General features: G+C 42.4%; 27 protein-coding genes. 17 read left to right on the plus strand and 10 right to left on the minus strand.

Annotated features, from left to right (window positions below; all coding sequences use genetic code 11):
• Positions 1 to 10 precede the first annotated feature (10 nt).
• The 12 genes from NKI27_RS05810 to NKI27_RS05865 all read left to right on the plus strand — a co-directional run bounded on the left by NKI27_RS05810 (position 11) and on the right by NKI27_RS05865 (position 8922).
• Entirely contained in the window at positions 11 to 1837 is a 1827-nt protein-coding gene (locus NKI27_RS05810; RefSeq protein WP_265048744.1) for a VWA domain-containing protein, read from the plus strand.
• Between the two features lie 77 nt (positions 1838 to 1914).
• A complete protein-coding gene (locus tag NKI27_RS05815) occupies positions 1915 to 2235 on the plus strand; it encodes a hypothetical protein (RefSeq protein WP_265048745.1) in 321 nt (106 codons plus the stop codon).
• 74 nt (positions 2236 to 2309) lie between these two features.
• Positions 2310 to 2471 carry a hypothetical protein gene (locus NKI27_RS05820; protein WP_265048746.1) on the plus strand — a complete coding sequence of 54 codons (162 nt, stop codon included), beginning with the start codon at positions 2310 to 2312 and terminating at the stop codon, positions 2469 to 2471.
• Between the two features lie 89 nt (positions 2472 to 2560).
• A complete protein-coding gene (locus NKI27_RS05825; RefSeq protein ID WP_265048747.1) occupies positions 2561 to 3655 on the plus strand; it encodes a DUF7146 domain-containing protein in 1095 nt (364 codons plus the stop codon).
• A gap of 77 nt (positions 3656 to 3732) precedes the next feature.
• The gene (locus tag NKI27_RS05830) at positions 3733 to 4230 is read left to right on the plus strand and encodes a JAB domain-containing protein (protein WP_265048748.1); all 498 of its coding nucleotides are present in this window, start codon (positions 3733 to 3735) and stop codon (positions 4228 to 4230) included.
• A 93-nt stretch (positions 4231 to 4323) separates the two neighbouring features.
• Positions 4324 to 4758 (plus strand): hypothetical protein, encoded by a 435-nt coding sequence (locus tag NKI27_RS05835; protein ID WP_265048749.1) that lies wholly within the window; start codon positions 4324 to 4326, stop codon positions 4756 to 4758.
• 203 nt (positions 4759 to 4961) lie between these two features.
• Complete coding sequence (locus NKI27_RS05840) at positions 4962 to 5105, plus strand: hypothetical protein (protein WP_265048750.1); 144 nt, start codon at positions 4962 to 4964, stop codon at positions 5103 to 5105.
• 337 nt (positions 5106 to 5442) lie between these two features.
• The gene (gene tnpA, locus NKI27_RS05845) at positions 5443 to 5754 is read left to right on the plus strand and encodes an IS66 family insertion sequence element accessory protein TnpA (RefSeq protein WP_265048695.1); all 312 of its coding nucleotides are present in this window, start codon (positions 5443 to 5445) and stop codon (positions 5752 to 5754) included.
• The gene (tnpB, locus tag NKI27_RS05850; RefSeq protein WP_265048694.1) at positions 5751 to 6110 is read left to right on the plus strand and encodes an IS66 family insertion sequence element accessory protein TnpB; all 360 of its coding nucleotides are present in this window, start codon (positions 5751 to 5753) and stop codon (positions 6108 to 6110) included. Before tnpA ends, tnpB begins: the two co-directional genes overlap by 4 nt.
• A gap of 24 nt (positions 6111 to 6134) precedes the next feature.
• Positions 6135 to 7730 carry an IS66 family transposase gene (tnpC, locus tag NKI27_RS05855; protein ID WP_265048751.1) on the plus strand — a complete coding sequence of 532 codons (1596 nt, stop codon included), beginning with the start codon at positions 6135 to 6137 and terminating at the stop codon, positions 7728 to 7730.
• Between the two features lie 50 nt (positions 7731 to 7780).
• A complete protein-coding gene (locus NKI27_RS05860) occupies positions 7781 to 8053 on the plus strand; it encodes a hypothetical protein (RefSeq protein WP_265048752.1) in 273 nt (90 codons plus the stop codon).
• Positions 8054 to 8142: 89 nt separating this feature from the next.
• Positions 8143 to 8922, plus strand: coding sequence for a hypothetical protein (locus tag NKI27_RS05865; protein ID WP_265048753.1), 780 nt, complete (start codon positions 8143 to 8145; stop codon positions 8920 to 8922).
• 331 nt (positions 8923 to 9253) lie between these two features.
• Here NKI27_RS05865 and NKI27_RS05870 read toward each other — a convergent pair whose 3' ends face one another.
• The 9 genes from NKI27_RS05870 to NKI27_RS05910 all read right to left on the minus strand — a co-directional run bounded on the left by NKI27_RS05870 (position 9254) and on the right by NKI27_RS05910 (position 14297).
• Positions 9254 to 9772 (minus strand): hypothetical protein, encoded by a 519-nt coding sequence (locus NKI27_RS05870; protein WP_265048754.1) that lies wholly within the window; start codon positions 9770 to 9772, stop codon positions 9254 to 9256.
• 29 nt (positions 9773 to 9801) lie between these two features.
• Positions 9802 to 10254, minus strand: a complete 453-nt coding sequence (locus NKI27_RS05875; RefSeq protein WP_265048755.1) for a hypothetical protein — start codon at positions 10252 to 10254, stop codon at positions 9802 to 9804.
• Positions 10255 to 11260: 1006 nt separating this feature from the next.
• The gene (locus tag NKI27_RS05880) at positions 11261 to 12103 is read right to left on the minus strand and encodes a hypothetical protein (protein WP_265048756.1); all 843 of its coding nucleotides are present in this window, start codon (positions 12101 to 12103) and stop codon (positions 11261 to 11263) included.
• A complete protein-coding gene (locus tag NKI27_RS05885; protein WP_265048757.1) occupies positions 12093 to 12587 on the minus strand; it encodes a hypothetical protein in 495 nt (164 codons plus the stop codon). Before NKI27_RS05885 ends, NKI27_RS05880 begins: the two co-directional genes overlap by 11 nt.
• Complete coding sequence (locus tag NKI27_RS05890; RefSeq protein ID WP_265048758.1) at positions 12584 to 13177, minus strand: YdbT family protein; 594 nt, start codon at positions 13175 to 13177, stop codon at positions 12584 to 12586. The genes NKI27_RS05885 and NKI27_RS05890 overlap by 4 nt, the downstream gene beginning before the upstream one ends.
• 49 nt (positions 13178 to 13226) lie before the next feature.
• On the minus strand, positions 13227 to 13532 hold the full coding sequence (locus NKI27_RS05895) for a hypothetical protein (RefSeq protein WP_265048759.1): 306 nt from the start codon (positions 13530 to 13532) through the stop codon (positions 13227 to 13229).
• Between the two features lie 15 nt (positions 13533 to 13547).
• Entirely contained in the window at positions 13548 to 13844 is a 297-nt protein-coding gene (locus NKI27_RS05900) for a hypothetical protein (RefSeq protein ID WP_265048760.1), read from the minus strand.
• 4 nt (positions 13845 to 13848) lie between these two features.
• On the minus strand, positions 13849 to 14118 hold the full coding sequence (locus NKI27_RS05905; RefSeq protein ID WP_265048761.1) for a hypothetical protein: 270 nt from the start codon (positions 14116 to 14118) through the stop codon (positions 13849 to 13851).
• A gap of 11 nt (positions 14119 to 14129) precedes the next feature.
• Complete coding sequence (locus tag NKI27_RS05910; RefSeq protein ID WP_265048762.1) at positions 14130 to 14297, minus strand: hypothetical protein; 168 nt, start codon at positions 14295 to 14297, stop codon at positions 14130 to 14132.
• Positions 14298 to 14612: 315 nt separating this feature from the next.
• Here NKI27_RS05910 and NKI27_RS05915 point away from each other — a divergent pair, with 315 nt between their 5' ends.
• On the plus strand, positions 14613 to 14858 hold the full coding sequence (locus NKI27_RS05915) for a hypothetical protein (RefSeq protein WP_265048763.1): 246 nt from the start codon (positions 14613 to 14615) through the stop codon (positions 14856 to 14858).
• Position 14859: 1 nt separating this feature from the next.
• On the opposite strand, the gene NKI27_RS05920 is transcribed toward NKI27_RS05915, so the two are convergent.
• Positions 14860 to 15417, minus strand: coding sequence for a hypothetical protein (locus NKI27_RS05920; protein ID WP_265048764.1), 558 nt, complete (start codon positions 15415 to 15417; stop codon positions 14860 to 14862).
• 488 nt (positions 15418 to 15905) lie between these two features.
• On the opposite strand from NKI27_RS05920, the gene NKI27_RS05925 reads away from it, so the two are divergent.
• From NKI27_RS05925 to NKI27_RS05940, 4 genes are read left to right on the plus strand one after another with little or no spacing between them, the layout of a single operon-like run.
• Positions 15906 to 16319 (plus strand): helix-turn-helix domain-containing protein, encoded by a 414-nt coding sequence (locus NKI27_RS05925; protein ID WP_265048765.1) that lies wholly within the window; start codon positions 15906 to 15908, stop codon positions 16317 to 16319.
• 1 nt (position 16320) lies between these two features.
• Positions 16321 to 18615 carry a VIT and vWA domain-containing protein gene (locus tag NKI27_RS05930; protein ID WP_265048766.1) on the plus strand — a complete coding sequence of 765 codons (2295 nt, stop codon included), beginning with the start codon at positions 16321 to 16323 and terminating at the stop codon, positions 18613 to 18615.
• A 34-nt stretch (positions 18616 to 18649) separates the two neighbouring features.
• A complete protein-coding gene (locus NKI27_RS05935; protein ID WP_265048767.1) occupies positions 18650 to 19057 on the plus strand; it encodes a gamma-glutamylcyclotransferase family protein in 408 nt (135 codons plus the stop codon).
• Complete coding sequence (locus tag NKI27_RS05940) at positions 19035 to 20237, plus strand: hypothetical protein (RefSeq protein ID WP_265048768.1); 1203 nt, start codon at positions 19035 to 19037, stop codon at positions 20235 to 20237. The genes NKI27_RS05935 and NKI27_RS05940 overlap by 23 nt, the downstream gene beginning before the upstream one ends.

Genomic DNA, 20237 nt, shown 5'->3' on the forward strand with positions numbered 1-20237 from the left:
GGAGAAATGTATGTCTAACATACAAACCGCTCTGGAAAGAGCACTACCTATTGTTGCCGCTGCTTATGGCGAGCAATTTGGTGTAAAAGTCGTGCTTTCGGGTTCTGACGCTTATACCGACGGTGAAACCATTGTTCTGCCAATGTTGAAATCAATGAGTGAACTAAAGGATGTCCTTTTTGGGTATCTGGCTCATGAAGCTTCGCATGTAAAAAATTCGTGCTTTGACACTATTAAAAAATGTAAGAGCCCGTTAGAAAAATCTTTTCTCAATATCATTGAGGATATAAGGATTGAACAACTTATTCAGGAAGAGTTTCCTGGCACTCAATTCACGTTGAATGCTGTGGCGACTTATGTTGTGGAGCAGGGCATGAGCCTCCCCGCAACACCTGAAGATAATGAGGCATCTCAATTGCACCAATACCTTTTGCATCGATTACGTGCAGAAATACTGGATCAAGATTCCTCAAAACCATTGGCTAAATCGAGTTTACAGGTAGTTGAACAGACGTTTCCGCTTGGCTTCTTCATCCGTTTGGATGGGCTCCTAGCAAAACATATGAACAACCTTTCCTGCAGCGATGATTGTCTGCTATTAGCTAGAGCTATTATGAAGGCTCTAGAAGAGGCAGAAGAAGAACAGCGTCAACAAGAGCTAAATGATCAAAACCAACAACAGGATGACAACGCTCAGTCTCAAGATGAGCAAAGTCAGAATGGTGATGGAACTGGTCAGGATGCTAAAGGTTCTTCACAGTCACAAACTGATCAAGCTGGTTCATCAAATGATGAGCAGGTCAATCAGGGTCAAGAAGGTTCTTCGTCTAGCAGAGATGCTGGTGATGATAGTAACCAGGTTAGTAGCCAGGGAGGTTCCCCGGCTGATGATTCACGTTCAACGGATCAGCAATCGTCCACCAACGACAGCCAAACGGGCAGTCAAGGCAGCGATGCAGGTTTAGGTGATAAAGGCGCTTCTTTGCATGAGAAAGTCAGTAATGAGACTAATCTGCCGGAAGATGCCATTAGTAACCTAAAAGGTGAGTTGAGTCAGCAAGCTATAGAAGATAACAACGGTCAGCGTTTTGATATTAATACATCAAGCGTTGGCGATCTTATGGGCTCAAATGGTGATACCAGTAGTTTGGCGACAGGAATACTTGCCTCGTCAGCTCTACGGTCTCGCTTACTTGGCCTACTTCAAGCTCAAAGCCGCCAAAAAGAATGGCTCCATACAAGGGGTAATCGGGTGTCTGGAAAGCGTCTGAGCAGATTGGCAACTGGTGATTCACGGGTATTTATTAAACGTGAGGAACTAAAAAAGCCTGAAACTGCGGTTCATGTATTGCTGGATACCAGTGGTTCTATGGATGCAACTCAGGATATTGCTAATCACGCGACAGTGTCTTTAGCTCTGGCTATATCGTCTATTCCTAAATGCGACATTGCAGTATCGATGTTTCCGGGAGTTAACGGAGCAGTCAGCCCAATGGTTCACCGTGGTCAGCCCGTCAGGGCTAACTTAGGACGATTTGCAGTTACCTCACACGGAGGCACGCCGCTGGCTGAAGCCATGCTGTATGCCGCTAGAGAGTTATCTGCTAGTCCTCGTCAACGTAAGGTTTTGATCATCATTACTGATGGTGCTCCAAATAATGCTCAAGGAGTTCATTATTTGAACAGTCTTATCGATGGCCATATCGATACCTATGCAATAGGTATCGCCACAACTGCTGTTAGTCGGTTTTTTGAAAACTGGTCCACTATTCAAAACATAAGCGAGCTTCAAAGCGCTTTGTTCAAGATAGCGGGTAATTTTTTAGAACTGAACTAACTGGCTTCGCTCACCGCTCTGTGGGGATACATCTCCCTGCAAGGGTGGGGTGTGTCTCTCATACTGGGAGAAACATCATGAAGCAACAACTGCCTATGCTGGATGCTACCAACGATTTTGAAGGCTCAACTGACCCTGATAGTGATATTGGAAACATTCTTACTGAAGAAGAAATACTTCTATTAAAAGAAAATCTTATTGTTGAAACTGCGAAGTCTGCGTTTGGATTAAGCAGAGGAGGCAATAAGAGAAAACCATCTGATGAAGCCTGGGAATGGATTTTGTCAGAAGATCGAGAGTTGCCATTTTCGTTTGCTGCATGTTGCCGCGAATGGAACGCAGATCCTGACAAAGTGCTTGAAGGTTTACGGTATTACAGACGTAAATTATTAAGCTAACTTCACCCAAACTGGGACATACATCTTGTCCCTATGGGCTTGATGTATCCCTGTCTATACGGAAGGAAATCATCATGCCTGCTCAACCCAAAGCTTTAACTCATCAAGTAAATGCACACGGAACCAAAATTCGTCATATGACGGTATATACCAAAGAGTTTGTAACAGAGCTGTCTTTTCAGTTTGTTGAAAATTCTTGGGTACCGTTTAAGCGAGTGGTCCACTCCGTGCATTAGCTGCCAATAGGCTAGTCGCCTTTTGTTATTTCACTGTGCTGATAGTGAAACTAAGTAAATAAGTGAATCTATCAGTTAGGAGAAAAGTAATGAGAAAAAGAAACTCAACACAACTAAAAGAAAAAATGAGCGGCTATTGGCTTAATGCTTTTGCCGTTCTCGCTCCTGGATTAAGGCACGCCGTTAAAAAGCTAGGACAAAATGTACCTTGCCCTATTGATGGTGGAACAGATGGTTTCAGGTTGTTCAACGATGCAAATGAAACCGGTGGTGGGGTAAAACAATCTGAGCGAATCATTCCTGAAGGGATTGATATGCTTATGTGGGTAAACAATTGGTCATTTACACAAGCATTTGATGAATTAGAAGGTTGGATGAATGGAGCGCCTATCCAGTCCCAACCGGTTATCCATATACCAAAAGTCAAAGTAGTTGATGAAGCTAACCTAAGGAAGTGGCTAAACCGTATCTGGGGAGAATCATTATCTCTGGAGCACCAAATGTCATATCCCGCAAGAGCTTATTTTGGGTATCGCCGTATTTCACAAGCAGCATTAACCGCAAGTGATATACGGTTTCACCCAAACCTTAACTATAAGGACACTAATGGAAATAGCCTTGGGACGTTTGGCGCTGTGCTTTGCTTAGTGCGAAATAATGAAGGCAATCCTGTCTCTATTCACCGAACGTTTTTAACAAAATCAGGCGTGAAAGTGAATCTTGGTGAGAAGAACAAAGCACGAAAGGTAACCCCGCCTGTCTTAAAAGACAGTAAAGGTCGCCAGCTTCGTTTATTCGAACCAAAAAATGGCTACTTGGGTGTCTGTGAGGGACTGGAAACTGCATTGGCAGTACACCAGGCTAAACAGCTCCCTATATGGCCCAACTTATCTAATACAAATTTGCATTCGTTTATAGCTCCTCCGGGAATTCATACAGTGATCAACTTTGTAGATAAGGACAGAAGTAAAGCAGGAAAAAAACCGGCAGGCGAGAACTCAGCGCTGATCTTGGAGGCCAACTTAAAGGCTCAAGGTATTCGGGTAATAAACCTGCTTCCACCAATACCCATTCTTGATACAGATAAGAAGGGTGTCGATTGGGCTGATCAGTTGATACGAGATCCAAGAGGGTTTGATCTTATAGATCAAGCGGTGGATTTTGTGCAATTGAAACAAGCTTAATTACTTTACTCAGCCCAAATGGGGATTTACTTTCCCCTTATGGGTGGAGTATGTCTCCTAACTTAACGAGACAACTCATGAAATATCATAAGTTTAAAGCCGGTGAAGAAGCTGGAACATACATTGTCGATAGTAGTGTTACTGCAGACGACATTCTTAAAATGGCCCGTCAACTGGCTAGAAACAAACTATCGAAGGGTTCAAAGATACAAAGCCCAAAAGATACTTTTGAGTATCTTGAAGCGCTGTATCGAAATCATGAGCACGAAGTATTTGGCATTATTTATTTGAATAACCAAAACCGAGTGATTGCATCTGAGGAACTGTTCAGAGGCACTATTGATGGCGCTTCAGTGTACCCACGAGAAGTGGTTAAACAATCTCTTACTCATAACGCGGCGGCATTAATAATTTACCATAATCATCCATCTGGTGAGCCCGAACCTAGTGAATGCGATAAGAAAATAACTTTGCGTTTACAGAAGGCTCTACTTTTAGTCGATATTAAGGTATTGGATCATATTGTTGTTGCGACCAATGGTTGCGTTTCATTAGCACAACGAGGCGTACTCTAAATTTAACTTAGAACTCTCCTACGGGGCAAAGCACCCCGTAAGGGGTGTTCTGTCTTTGTAGGTTTCCTTAACTCAACTACTGGAAACTTAACCATGAACCATTTACTAGCAACACAAATACTTGAAGCGTTTCAATATAAAACAATGGTTGTCGGCCACTCTCCGCTATTAGGGGGGGCTGCAGCTATTTGTGAGAATGGAAATATCGTTGTGTCATGGGTTGATGATGAAAGTAATCTTATTTCTGAAACCTTCGATATGGCGAAGCTAAGAAATTCAAAATTAGCTGCTAATTCTGTTTTCATTGAAAATATTAAAGGAGAAGAGGTACAGGTTTCGTTTTATGAGACCGTTCCCGTTTCCTTCCAAGAGTTTGCCAGTGATGAAGAAAGTAACACCCCGATTGATAACTGCTATAAATGCTGCGGTAAAACTTGGGAGTTACGTTCTAACTCGAAAAGTAAGAGCAAATGTGATGTTTGCGAAAAGGAAATAGAACCCTTTAAGTGCGTTCGATACCCTTTTTAAGGTTGTTGGTATAGTTGGTCGCGTTGCGTTAGCAGCAAGAGTCCTATTATAAACAACAATTCACTTATAGCTAACCTGCGGGGAAAGCCCCGTAAGGGGCGTTCTATCTTTGTGGGTTTTCTGAATTCAACTTTTGGAATCTTGACAATAGATCGTCCAAGGTATATCAATGAGAGAGAATATAAGTTCTGTTAATTGAGATTATGATGAATACATTAATGATCGTTAGTATTGCTTTACTTGTTCTATTTACGGTTATCGGTATAAAAGTGATAGTCGATGATAGACGCTCTTGGAAGGAGATTGAAGCGAAGGCATCAGACTCCAATATTAAGGGATTTAATTAGTTTATTAAAAGCCTCCACACAGGAGGCTTTTTCTTTATCTGCAGATTAATAATTGTGGTTGAGTATTAAAGATGGTTGCTGAAGGTTCATTTAATCTATGGGGCAACCAACTAACGCCGCAAGATTGCTTGGTTAGAATTGGTTGCCACATAAACCTCTTTTAACACTGATTGAAAGACCGAATTTATTAACTACATCTTGTACTGTCTTTAAAAACCAATCTTGGGCATCAGGATGTACATATATATCATTAATAGGTAAGCGCTCAATAATCCCCACCTAACATCTGCGAAGTTATTCAAATACGCTCAAGCTTCATTCATTATGAGGCAAAATCATGAGCAAATCAGCACTCACAAAAAAACAAGCCTACTGGCTCAACCACATACAGCAGTGCGAGCAGAAGAAGCTAACCGCTCCCGCTTACTGTGATCAACATGACCTGAAAGTATCACAGCTTTACAGCTATAAACACGAACTTCGCCGCAAAGGTTTTCTCCAAACGGAATCTACAACGGCTTTTGCAAAAGCCACCGTTAAACCACCACAAAAAACGACGACGGTTAGGGTGCACCCTGTCGCTTTCTCTTTGTCCGTTGCCTGGGGTAAGTTCCGCTTACAAATGACGACGGGTGGTCCGTTGTCATGATGAGGCCTGATGACTTATCGATTACCGTCTACTTGCATAAAGCTCCTGTAGACTTCCGAAAATCGATTAACGGCTTGGCCATCTTGGTCGAAGCGGAGATGGAACTGAACCCTTTCGAGAAAGCGCTATTCGCTTTCTGTAACCGTCAGCGTGATAAAATCAAGGTACTGTATTGGGAGCGCAATGGTTTTTGTCTCTGGTATAAACGCTTAGATAAAGAACGGTTTAAGTGGCCAAATAAACAAGCGTCTGATGTTATTACCCTGACGACTCAGGAACTAAACTGGCTATTGGATGGCTTTGATTTATGGAGTAATAAACCTCACCAAACCCTGAATTATCAGTCGGTTATCTAAGCGTAATCAGGTATAATACAGGCCATGAAAATCAACCCAAACAACCTACCTAACGATGTTGAAAGCCTTAAAGCTTTAGTCCAAAAGCAGCAAAACCTGTTGGATGAAAAGCAAGCTGAGGTCGATAAGAAGCAGGCTCGCGTAGAGCAATTAGAAGAGCAGTGGCGTCTGTTCCTGCATCGTAAATTTGCCTCGCAAAGCGAGAAAGCGCCAGGTCAGGGTGAACTCTTCAATGAAACGGAAGAAACCGCAGAAGACCCCATTCTTGAGTTGGATGCGGAAGCTATACTCAGTCCTGAGACAAAGACCAAAGCCAAGACTCGTGGCCGTAAGCCATTACCGTCTGAGCTACCTCGCGTTAAAGTCATCCATGATCTTCCTGAGTCTGAGCGTCAATGCCCTTGCGGCTGCCAACTCTCGGAAATAGGTGAAGAAACCTCCGAACAGCTGGACATCATTCCTGCCAAAATACGTGTACTTCAGCATATCCAAAAGAAGTATGCCTGCAAGGCCTGCGAAGATAAGGTCAAAACGGCATTCAAACCTGCTCAGCCCATTCCAAAGAGTAATGCCAGTGCGGGTTTGTTAGCTCATATTGCGGTATCGAAGTATCAAGATGCATTACCGCTATACAGACAGGAAGGAATGTTCAAACGCGTAGGCATTCACCTTCCACGGCAAACACTGGCTAACTGGGTGATCCGCTCCAGCGAGTTGCTACAACCGCTTATCAACCTGATGCGTGATCAGCTACTGGCAAGCCCCGTTATTCATTGCGATGAAACGGTCGTTAAGGTGCTGAAAGAGCCCGATAAACCGGCCAGTAGCCAATCCTATATGTGGGTTCAAGTGGCAGGGCCGCCGCAACAGCGCATTATTTTGTTTGATTATGATCAGAGTCGTTCCGGTCAGGTACCCCTGCGCCTGCTGTCTGGCTATCAAGGCTATCTGCAAACGGATGGTTATGAAGGCTATAACGCGGTGGCATCACAACCAGGCGTTACTCAACTCTGCTGTATGGCTCACGCTCGGCGTAAGTTTATGGAGGCTAAAAAAGCACAACCTAAAGCTAAAGCCAAAACGCGCAGTAAGGTTGATGTCGCTATCGACATGATTGGCAAGCTGTATGGGTTAGAGCGAGCTTATCAAGATGCGACACCAGAAAATCGTTATCAAATGCGACAAGAGAAGGCGAAGCCAGTTCTGGAGAAACTGCGACATTGGCTGGATAAAACATTACCCACTGTCCCGCCAACGATCTTGCTCGGAAAGGCGCTGAACTACCTGCATAAATACTGGGCTCGGCTGACTGTCTACCTGGAAGATGGTTGCTTGAATATAGACAATAACATAGCGGAGAATGCTATCCGGCCGTTCGTAATAGGTCGTAAGAACTGGTTGTTTAGTGATACACCGAGAGGGGCTCACGCCAGTGCAAGAATCTATAGCGTTATTGAAACGGCTAAAGCGAATGGGCTGGAGCCTTATGCTTATCTTAAGCAGTTGTTTACCGAACTACCGCGCGTGAGTAGTGTTGATGACGTAGAGGCGTTGCTGCCTTGGAATCAGAACCTGACAACCTTGCTCATGAATGAAACACTGCCGCAAGGTGGGGTTTAATTACCGCTTACGTTTATTCTCAATCTATCGATGAATTAAAATTAAAAGTTGTGGAAAAGCAAAATAATGTTAAAGCGATAGCAAAAAATAATGATCAGCAGGTTTCAGGATTGTTTTTGTGTATAAAAGGTATTATCTCACCTAACATATTAGAAAACTTAGTGCTTATTATTAATGCCTTGGAGGAGCTAGAACCATTATTTAATTGTGTTCCACCTAGATTATTTGGTCATAGTAATATGAATGCAAGAGTCGATGTACACGAAGACTCTGACTTACGGGGCTTAGGGGTTCACATGCTTTGGGCTTTATCTGATCGTTAAGTTATACCTTGATCTTAAAAGTGACAAAGTTGACTTGTGACTATGAAAGCTCAAGTGTCTTTAAAATACAAATAGTAGGGATAATTAAAATGCACGCGTCCAAATTACACTACCCCGAAAATGAACTGGTTATTCAGAATGAGCTTAATTCAGTATTTCGTGAATGGAGTTCATTTGCAATAGGTAAACCCTTTCCTAATAAGCGAACATCAGATGATATGGTCTTAGATGGTTTCTATCCGTATTACTCCAAGCAAAAATGTAAAGTTTTGTTTGTAGGTCGCGAATCACTTGGATTAACTGGTGATAATTACATAGATTTATTGCATCATATTTATACAACAAAAAAGACTATTGGTGATAAAACACTTAACCAGCATAGATTTCATGCGTTAATGTTTTATATCACTTATGGATTGAATAATGATTGTTGTCACTGGAATGATATACCAATGGCAACAGAAATAGCTGATACGTTTGCTTCTGAGCGGGGTATCAGTTTTGCTTTCATGAACTTATCAAAGCTTAGTAATGATACGGATGACTGGAATGCTGATTGGGCGCTGATTGATGGGTTTGTTGATGTGTTTAATGATTCCCCTGTAAATTATTTTGCTAATCAGATTGATACAGTTTGCCCTGATATCATTCTAACAATGAACTTAGAGTCTAGGTTAAAGGTGCTGGGTGAGGTCAGCGTGATTGAGTACGGAGAATGCGCTAGTTACTATACTTTGCGAACAGCCAATAAAAAATACCTACTTATTGACCTGTACCATTTTTCAGCTATTAAGTCTCAGCAGAGCTGTTACTATGAGCCTGTAGTGAAAGGTTTTAAGAAGTTCCATGAGCACAATTCTGATGATTAAATGTCTGATTCATAGAGATAGTTTCACTATAATGCTTTCTCATGAGCAGAGAAATAAAGCATTGAAAGTTCTAAGTCTGTGATAGGAAAACTTTACCCTGAATGTGGATAGCTTAAAATAACGACTGAGTTTAAACGGAGACAGTAGGTCAATTCCTAGCGGTTTATCGTTACCCGAAAAGCGAGCGCTTTTACTCCCTTGCCTGCGTTTATCGCCCTTCATAACGGAGGCAGCTGACCTAAAGCGTTTTAACGAAAAATCCTAAACTCTTACTCCATAGCTCGCGCTTACATAGTCTTTGGGCCATGAAGTAGTTAACAAAACTTTACGACTACTCTTTTCTTGCGTCTTCCTCTCTCGCTAAAAACTCAGCTTTTGCCTTGCTCAACAATACAAACGCTTTGTGATACCTTTTCATTCGAAGCAAGTCTTTTTCTTTAACGCCTTTTAGGCGAGTAATATCGGAGTTATGCTCCAAGTCCTTACGTTTAACTCTAATGGCGTCATAATTTTGCGCGATGTCGCTGATATAGTCTTCGTAGCTTTGCCCTGACTTATGGGTAAGGTATGTAAGAGCAGTACAAACCCGCTCACTAAAGCCTTCTTCCTCTAGGTGTTCCAACGTAATATCACTATCTTCAATGACATCATGAAGCACTGCAATGGTTGCCAATTCTATGTCAAACATCAGCTGATTCATTAGATGCAGGGGGTGTAATATGTACGGTTTTCCGCCTCGATCAAACTGGCCACGGTGAGCACTAACCGCTATTTGTATCGCCTTTTCAAGCTGCTTGTTTTTGTTTGGTTTATTTTTCACTGACGCCTCCGTACCAGCCTCTCTATCCATTAAGTGTACCCGTGATCCGAAATTGGCTATCACCAATAATGCCGGCGGGCATTCCTAAATAACTCATTAATCTCGTAGGTTGCCTCAGTTTTGTGAATTTCCAGCAGCGCAGAACGAAGCATCTCCCAGGCTTCATCGAAAGACCTGCAATTAAGGCTGATTTCTTTATGCTTTTGCACACCCTTATCAACCACTACTTGCAACGAAAGCAGCTCTATTTCTTTCTTACTTCTGCTGCGTCGGCGCTTTGATAACCCTTTAATGCTACCGTCTTCTTTGAACAACTTGTTAATAGCAAGATCATGCTGAAGTCGTCGAATGTGTTTTCGCCTATCTATTTCTGCCTGACGCTCCTCGGCTAGTCGAGTAGCTTTTTTTTTACCTAATATGGAGAATGAGAAATACTCCTGAATCCCCAACTCTTTGTCTAAAACTCTTATTCGCTGAGGGTTGTCTTTGCTCGGGTGATACATCACAGTCAATTTACATACATCCAGTGATTATGTTGGAGTTATTTAGGGTTGCCTGCCTAAGCTGATACTATCCATCCATTAACCCTCCGTGAACAGTAGCGTCTCACACCGAGAGCAATTAAAAAGTGTCTTGTTGTCATTTTTGTACACACCCTTCTTATATATCCCGCGATGACCGCAGTGAATACATTGATGCCACCCATGTTGATCGCTAGAATACGGTAACGAATAGTACTCTTCACGGTTTGTTGGTGGAGTAGCGCTAAAAATTATCGCTCCTATCCATACAGCTATAAGCCACCAAAAATAATGCAGACCTACAGAGCCCGATAAGAAAACATACACACCACCAATAAACCAAATAATAAGTAAGCTGAAAAATGCTGTCCAAAAATTTCGTTTACTTTAGGCTGCTTTAGTTTCGTAAATACGCTGTAATTCATTCAGAGCTTCCTGCTTCGGCCAACTTGTCGGATTAGTGTTGGCAGGAGGTTTTTTCGGTTTAAAACTCTTTCCGCAGCCTGTACAAAAATTAGACCCATTTGGTGATTCAACCTGACACTTGAAGCAAACCATGAAAACCTCAAAAAAAAGTTAGCGGCCTTAAATTTAACACAGTTAATTTACCACCTTTTCCAGAGAACAAAAGAGGGAGTTACGGTGAATTATTGGGTGATATTTTGAAAACTCCCCGTACTTTCGGCAACTATTCAACACTTCCTCCTCCACTGATAGTCAGTTTCAGGCTTATTTTGATGGCGTTAATAGGGATGTAGATACGGGCGATCAGATGGGCCTTTTTTAAAATTTCGATATAAACAATCTTATCAGAATATAAGAATAATTATTCTCATGTGAATAACTTACACCCCCTTGCGTTTTAAGAGATCCCTTTAGTTTGTGTGATAAGAAAACTTTAAAAGGGGGGCTGTTAAGAGTTGTTCAAAGATAGCAAAACCTTAGTCGATATAAAACACGTCAAGACTTGGGCGCACGATATAGGCTTGTTAAGAGTTTACAGGCTCATCTTTCTGTATTTTATTTCGATCAAGTTCGTATATTCATCTAGAACAGATTGGTCAATACCAACCTGCTCACCCTTTAGTACTATCTCTCTAGCAGCAATAACCGTTGCATCGTCTAGTAACCCTTCATACCTAGTATCACTCTGAGCTGTTTTAATAGCCTGTCGAAGCACTTCAAGCCCAGGCCCAAGTGACCTAGGGGAGTTGGCTAACCAGTAACCAATGCGAAATTGACAGGGAGCAAAGCCCATATCTGCACAGCTATTAAAGCGATTCATGGTGTCTTTAGCCACTAATGTTAACTGATCTGTGTTTATGTTCTTAGGGGGTACTGAAAACTCAGAAAAGTCTCGCGTTAAGTGTGTTGTAAGGTTGTAATCAGCGACATAATAATCAGCAGGCCAATAACCTTTTTCAGAGGCTGCCTCCATCAATTTAAGAGCTCCCTCCTTTGCATTTGGAATCTTTTCTTTTGTGAATAATAATAACAGTGCATTATTCACTAATACATCAACACCTCTTTCACCGTCAGATAATCTTGAAACCCAATAATTAGGTCCCTTGGCAACAATAAAAGGAATACCAACGTCTTGATCAGTGTTGGGCGTACTTTTTGATGTGTGATCCATTCCAATAGCTAGTAATAGACCCATGAGTGTGAAGTCGCTAGTGTCTAGGTTATGCCCGAAGAGCTCTTCTACTTTGTCAAAAGTAACTACTGGGGCGCTTTTTTCTTGAGGCTGTAGCTTTGGTAAGGCGAACAATGACTGGCTTATACCGGCGAGAATGCAGCCAAAAACAATGTTTTGTATGGCACTTAACTTACTCATCATTCGCAACCTTTGCTTGAATACTCTCTATAATCCATCGCTTTGTTGTACCGGGGTACTCTAATTTCACTTCTCTTTTATTAGGGTTAATCGTTTCAGTACAAATGTTAGTTACTTTATAATTCAACCTAGCATATTTTGTGTACATGCCAGACAGGCTCATGCTCTCTAGTTCGAGGCTTTCACATCTAGCCTCTATATTCATCAAGTCCATAAAGTGCTGAGTTTCAATTTCAGTAGCTTTATTAGACCACTCAGACATGATGATGATGGAAAGGTCCAAGATCTTATTTTCATCACTAGAAAAATAGTACTGCAGATCGGATCGACTCATGCCCTCCCGAACTTCATGATAAAAACCATCCACAAATTCGATTGCGGATTTCTCTGTGGCGCCTTTTAGGTGATCGATTTCTCTTGCATCACCAGCTATGGCTTGATTAGCAAGTACAATGGCGCTAGTTAACAGTACTCGTATTATGTTCATCCTCTATCTCCGAAGTATCCCTTACGCTCGATCTTCAGCTTACGCTGAATGGGTAAAATCCTATTAATTAACTCTTCTCGATCTTTTATAGCTCTAATTTTTATGATGGGCTGATCGCTATCATTAGTCTCCATAACCAACGTAGACAAGCCTAACAAGCCAAGAATTCCCGCTGGTGGGCTTTTAAAGTCATTAACATCACTCAGTTCGCAAAGCTTTTCTTCTCGAAATATGCTGGTTATTCCCTTTGCTTCTTTAATTTTATTCATGGTTATTGTGGTGTGTTCATAACGGACACTCAAATACGCATGCAGGATACTTAGTACAGATATAGTAATTAATGTAAGGCTGGCCCAGCCTATAACGCTGACCACTATTTCAGTGTACTCTTCACTTAACCCTGCGCCCCATAAAGCCTTGAAGACGAGTGCGCCAACTAAAATAATTGACCACCATAAGAAGGTACCTAAATTAACCCACTGTGAAGGCTTTCCCTGCCATAGTATGGTTTCATCATCATAAGCAACAGTAGCTCGGTCATGCGTATCTAACTCTTCTTCAATGGCCATTAAGTTGTCTGGATTACTCATTTTTAATTTCCTTATTCTGCCTGTTACGGACACGCTAAAGCCCTGTCATCTATAAAATAATATGTTTGCTTAGTAGGTACTGGTTAGGTAGCGGGAGTTCATAATGTTGGTTGCCATCAACCACTATAAGTAACGTTGTAGGTAGGCTTGAATTAAGTACCTGCTGTATGATTTCTAACGGTTTAATGGCTTCATCAATATGATCTAGAATTAACGTATTACTGACCTCATCTAGTAAAATTGAACCTCTGTTCTTGCACTCTAGTAGAGTAAAGTTATTGAAATTCTCAATTAGCCTGTAAAGGTTTCGATCTTTGTTTGAACTGGTCGTATCGGTAATTCTAACTATATTCACGCAGACTCCAGGTACTCAAGGTTTTGCGGCTTCAAAAGAGACTAGAAGTACAACAAAGCAAATAGCCATCCCAAATGAGGATATAGCTCGGCTTATCGCCCTATAAGTCTCTTCTTTTTCTTTGTATTGCCCGATATAGGAGAGGCCCACCTCAACAGCACCGAATAAAATACTTAGCTTTGCAGCCAAGAAAAGCGCTAATGGAAACGTTTGATAGGAGAACTTGCCTGTATTGATGATGACCAGCATTAGTATTGATGCCAGAGCAACGATTATATAAGGGTAGTATTTTGGTGACTTAAACCATCTCATAGATTCAACCATGCTTTCCACTTTGCATGTGCCATACACTTACTGGAGGTTGTGACAACTCCCGAGTATTAAGCGTGCCTTTGTAAATGGCGATACACTTAACCACCTTCACGCCCACAATCGATGCTTCATTGATGAAGGCATGATAAGCGTCGACTATGGACTCAGATAGCAATTGGAATTGATGCTTTTTCATGTCTTGCGAGTACACATCAGCACTATAGGCAATAATGCTAGGCGCATGATTAAAGTTAACCCGTATCACCTTTCCCATAACAAAGACTCCTATTGCGGCAAAAGGTAAGCAGTTAGAGCAATAGAGGCGAAAATAGCGATTACTGAGTTTATCTTCTTATCTTTAATGATAAGTTTATCGCGTTGGTTATTGTCAATTTTTCCCTGTTTGCAGAGTAAGTTAACGGTGAATACTACGAGTGGGTTACCTATAAACATAAAAAGCTCCTGTTTAGAGCAATATTATATTTTTATAATTGGAAGGTAGTGATAAATGGGTCAGATAACTAAGACCCATTACCGTTAATTGAGGAGATTGAGTAGAGTTCTCGCGAGCAAGCGATACTCCTTAATCTATTTTAATGCGGATCATGCAAGTCAGTTAAAGCGCTAATAATGCCCTATTGCTGTGGCACTTATTTCCCTCCCGATAGAAAACGGTTGTATTCAGGCAGCCCAGTATAAAACTCACTAATCGGTGTGGTAGGATTATTACAATAACGAATTAAAATGTACGGAAAAACTAAGGTTTTTATGAGCAACTTATGTGAAATTAGCGTCATCATTAGGCGTGTTAATGCCCGTTCTTATCAGGTGTCATGCAGCAACTTTGAATATACGGACAATTACCAAGCCAGTTTATATAATGACTTATTCACTATTCCAAAATCACAAGTGATAGAAACTCGCGATTTAGATAATGGCAGAACAGCTATCGTGCTCCCATTATGGCTGGCAAAAAAGAGTGGCTTTACTGAATTCATTATTAAACAAAATTAAATTAGGGTGTTTCATAATGATCCTGCTCATTTTGAAGAATGAGCTCAGCTAAATACATTTGATATATCAAATTTGCCAATAACTTTAGGTTTCTGACATTCTTAATCCAGTCTTGTAAATCCCCTTTTCTCTGGTGAGCCATTACTACAGCACTTTCTTTGGATCGTATTGCTGGATTTATCTTGCTGTACTCCAGATAATCCATAAACTTAACTCTATTTGCAATAGACAAGCACTCCGCTTTTGCTTGATTAAGTACTCGCTTGTCCTGCTGATAAAGGATTCCTAAGGGAGTTCTTTTAACTAGCCACTCTGCCATCCTTGCCATAAAGAATGCCTTGCCAAAAATATAATTAAGCAGCATTGCACTTATAGCCGCGAGAGCCATCTCCTCTATATCAATATTGACTCTCACTGCGTCAGTAAACATAACAAATAAATATACAAATCCTGACCAGATAGCCAAAGACATAATCAATGCGATCTTTCGATGATAAGGCAAGGAAAGTCCTGTAAAAGTAACTGCTGAAACATTGATACCGCTAAATTTATTGTCCATGGTGCCTCCTCCTGTTTGAAATTACTATCTCACAGGTTTAAAGACTGGCAACTCTTACTTTCATCATTGAATAAACTGCAGAGCTTAAAGCTGTTACCCCGTTTCATTGCTGCAGTTCTGGCTATTACTTATTCTGTTAAGGGTTATGCGATGCCTGCCCTGCTTGCTTTGCTTCTTATGATGGCGAGATGTATTCAAAACTAATTCTGATTCAACCCAGCGCCGATGACGTTCTTAAACAGCTCAGAGAAGATATAAATAACAAACATTCCTCAACTAAAAATATAGAGGGGTTAACCTACGGGGTGAGCGATGTTTTATGAAACATTGGACTATAACGCGCAGTACCCGACCCCGCCCTCCCCTCGGTTATATTTTGTCGACCATTAACCTGCCTCCAGTTATTGATAGTAAAATTTAAATCAATTTTAATTGACAGCTTAGATGTACATAACTACTGTATATAAAAATCACAGGAATAAACAGTTATGGAAAAACAATATTCTTTAGATGAGTTATGCCAGCTATTAGGGTTATCGAAACGAACCATTCGATATTACATGCAAGAAGGGTTAGTTGATCGTCCTATGGGACAAAAGCGAGGTGCTTACTATACCGGTGCGCATCTGAAGCAGTTGCAACAGCTGCAGGAATGGCAAAGTGCTGGCTATAGTTTGGATCGCATCAAAGAGCTGATGGGTCAGTCGGCAACCCCTGCGGATACCTTACTGGCATTGCAACCGAAGCGGGGTGATGTGTCTGTGTGGAGTCACATTCATCTTGCACCCGGTGTCGAACTCCATATCAACCCAGAAAAAGCAGGTATGACGCCAGAAATGACACGCAAACTGTATCAGCAGATTGGCGCGTTAGTTGATCAATTAGATAAAGACGAGAGCTAACATGGAACAGGCAGCAGTGTTTGAAATGCTCACCACAGAAGGTGAAGCGATTCCTTTAACAGGGGTTCGAGTTGACGCGGTAGTAAAAGACACATCCATTGAAACGGTGATACGCCAAGAATATAGCAACCAGGAAAAGCACGCTATTGAAGCGGTTTACACTTTCCCTCTGCCTGTTGGCGCTACGTTATTGTCGCTAAATGTAGGCTTAAATGGCCAGCAGCATGCCGGCGTTGTGGTTGAGGCTAAGCAGGCAGAAGAACAATATGAAGAAGCGATTACTGATGGTGATACCGCTATGCGGCTACAGCAGGTCGATGACAGTCTGTTTACGCTGAATCTCGGTAATCTGCAGCAAAATGATATTGCCATTATCGAAATTCACTATGTGCAGTTATTACACTGGCAAGACGATCACCTACGCCTGATGATTCCTACAACACTCGGGCCTCGCTACGGAAACCCTCTAGAACTGGGGATGCAGCCTCACCAAGTGCCTTCGTCTTCGTTGGCTGTTACGCACTTAATGGACTTAACGGTTCGTATTGAGGGCGACTTAGCTAAAAGTAAGGTGAGCTGCCCAAGCCATGGGGTCAGTATCCAAGCTGAGGACGAAACACTATGTGTGCGCCCTGCTAACAAAGACCTTCCCATGGATCGGGATTTTGTTTTACTTATTCAGCGCACCGAGCAGGAAAGCGCTACAGCCTATTATGATGTGGACTTAGATGGGCGTTGGGTCGCTTGGGTGCCCGTTAACCCCCGTGTGGATTTTGTGTCAGAGCCCAAGCAGGTGAAAATTGTCGTTGATTGCTCTGGTTCAATGGCAGGCACATCTATTCAGCAGGCAAAAATTGCTTTGCGAGAAATAATTGACCAATTGCGGCCTGAAGATAGCTTTACCGTCATTAATTTTGGCTCCAGTTGGCGTGCACTGTTTAAACAACTGCAACCTGCATCTGACGCAAATAAGCGTAAGGCATACAAATGGATAACAAAGACAGATGCCGATCTTGGAGGCACTGAAATTGAAGCCGCGTTGGATGCGGCTTATCGTATTGTTGGTAAGAGTCAAGAGTGTGACCTAGGCGCTGACGTGCTACTGATTACTGATGGTCAAACCTATGATGTTACAGAGGTCTGCAAAAATGCCTCAAACAGTGGTCATCGGCACTTTACCGTGGGCGTGGGAAGTGCTGTAGCTGAAGATTTAGTTCGTGGTTTAGCCGATAAAACAGGTGGGGCTTGCGAGTTAGTGACGCCGAATGAAGATATGGCTTTGTCTATTGTCCGTCACTTTAATCGAATGTACTTACCTCCTGTCACCTGGTCTGAGGTTGTATGGCCTCATACCCCTATGGAAGCAATCCCCACAGAGATAACGCATGCCTTTAGTGGTGATACGCTTCACCTGTTTGCGGTATTTGATCAGTGTCCTCAGGGGGCTGTGGCAATAAAGCTAACATTTGGCGAGGCGGCTTGGAGTAACACATTTAAGTTGGAACCCTATAAACCGCGAGAGAGTGAAGAAAGCACACCGTTATCTGAACTCACGCTGGCTCGCTTGGGCGCTGCACAACGTATAACTCAAAGTGAATCAACTGAAGAAAAGGTTGAGCTTGGCATTAAATATCAACTTCAATCATCGCTGACTAACTACTTAGTGATTGTGGAGAGGGATGTAAAAGACGAATCAGCGTTTGGACCTGAATTGCGACAAGTGCCAAGTATGTTGCCTGCTGGTTGGGGTGGGACGAGTTCGTTCGAGGTGATGGATTCGGCATGCTTTGAAAGCCTGCCTGATTATGCATCGCTTGAAAAGCCTAGGGTGATGAGACCGATGCTGGGGCCTGAATTTTCGCGTAACGAAAACTATTCTGATATCCCCATGTTTTTAAGGCGTCAAACGGATAGCAGTGCAGATGATTTCGCGAATAATCTTGAAAAGCACTATCGTCGATTACTTGTTAATCCGCTCAAATCAGCACCTAGAGCGATTGATGAGCTAGTTGGTTTTGGCTTAGATGACGAGATTGTGACGGTATTGTTCGCATTGGTTGAAAGTGGGTATAGCGAGCAAGAAGTGGTTGCCGTCTTTCTGTATCTATTTAGTCAGGCTGAATTGGGTCAAATTTTATTGCCCAGATTCGTCATTAGATCCATCAGGAAAGCGTTTAAAAAGGGCTCCATTAGTGCTGATCTTTGTGAGGAGGTTGCAACATCCATCGCTAGATTAAATGATAGATCGCCGTGGCTACCGAAACCTGCCACTGATGATTCACGTTTAATGTATTAGCGTTTAAGTTGTGTATATGAGCTTGGAAAATTTAATGAAGGGTAACGACTTTCTAGTGTTTGTTTATGGCACTTTGCGTAAGGGTGAAAGTAATGATGCCTTATTGCAAGAGGCTGAATCTCTGGGTTTTTATGAAACAGAGTCTGAATATACGATGTTTGATTTAGGTTACTTCCCAGCGGTTACGCCGTCTGGGAAAACATCGATAAGCGGCGAGCTATATCGGGTAGACCAGCAAACCGCTAAAAATCTAGACCAGCTTGAAGGTTATCCCTCCTATTACGACCGAATACAGATCACCACCCCCATGGGGGATGCCTGGATTTACGTAATACACCACCTTACAGAAGACTATGATGAAGTCGAAAAAGGTGACTGGGTTAAGTACTGCGCTAGAAAAGACGCACAAGGAGTACGGAATGGATATCGACACAGAGGTTAGTGAGAATAATAGCAATATGAACGGAGAGCTTGAGCGGTTACATTGGGGGGATACCCAGCTGGAGTTTCCGTTACGTGAAGTTTGCATAGACACCATGTTCAAAATCCGTGATAACTGGCGAGCTCACCTCATTGAACTGGCTTGTGGTAATGCTTGCTCAGAAGCCCCGACGCAAGCAGAGGTAGCCAATTATTGTCGCTACCTGCTCAGTCTCCAGAGGGGGCGAGTTATAAAAATTTCGCCTGGTTCTTGGGGGCTGACTGAAGACCTGGCTATGCCTTCTTCTGATGCTCGAGTAGAGTTTATCTATTTCCCTACCTATATCGCTGTTAGCACATTGGTTTTAGCTTGGCAGCGCTATCCAGAGTTGAGTGATCAATTACCTGATTTCAAAAGACAGTTACGACAAGGAATAAAGTTTATGCTCGGTCGCCGCTTGAGAGGAAGTGGTTATGACGCAGATAGGCTGTTAGTTGAAGCCATTGAAATCCTGGCACTGGGCAAGGTGTTTGATTTTGTTAAGCAGCAGCCGACCTTTTTCCCCAAGCTGACAGAGATCTGTGATCAGGCTTTGATTTATCTGCAGTCATGCCCTGATCAATTAGGTCCGGAAGAAGTTAATTGGTACTTTGTCCCTTATGACCTTCGGCAAAGAGCTATTTGTCTGCTTCAAGGGGGGGATGCCTGCAAGCTAGTCGCATTACCCGAGAGGCTACAAAGGTACCAGCAGGCTACCGACGATTGGATTGAACGGTTAGCAAAACGTGTAGCGCTGGATGCTTATGAGCACATACAGGCGTCTGTACAAGAAGAGCTGTTTAATAAGCTGGAATGCTTCCAACAATTGTATGATGCGCTACCCGCCAGCGTGGTATTTCCTTCAAGAAAACTAGAAGGTATGTCTCAAGCAGTTGCGTTAGAAACAAAAGTAGCACTGCCGTTTGGCATTGTGGTTGATGCTCAGATTGATATACCCGAACCCCAAGAATGCATCCATCTTGAGCAGCAGGATATAGAGGAAAGAGTGATGGCCTTCATGAGGCAATGTATTCATGTTTTCAGAAGTGACTGGCTGCCGAAAGAGGTTCAAAACCGGTTCTATGCAGTGATCCCTCAATCTATTACGTTTAGAGGGCGAGTTGCTGAAGTCTACGTGCAAGCCTATGTCAAAACAAAATAG

The sequence above is a fragment of the Alkalimarinus alittae genome, assembly GCF_026016465.1.
Taxonomy (GTDB): Bacteria; Pseudomonadota; Gammaproteobacteria; order Pseudomonadales; family Oleiphilaceae; genus Alkalimarinus; species Alkalimarinus alittae.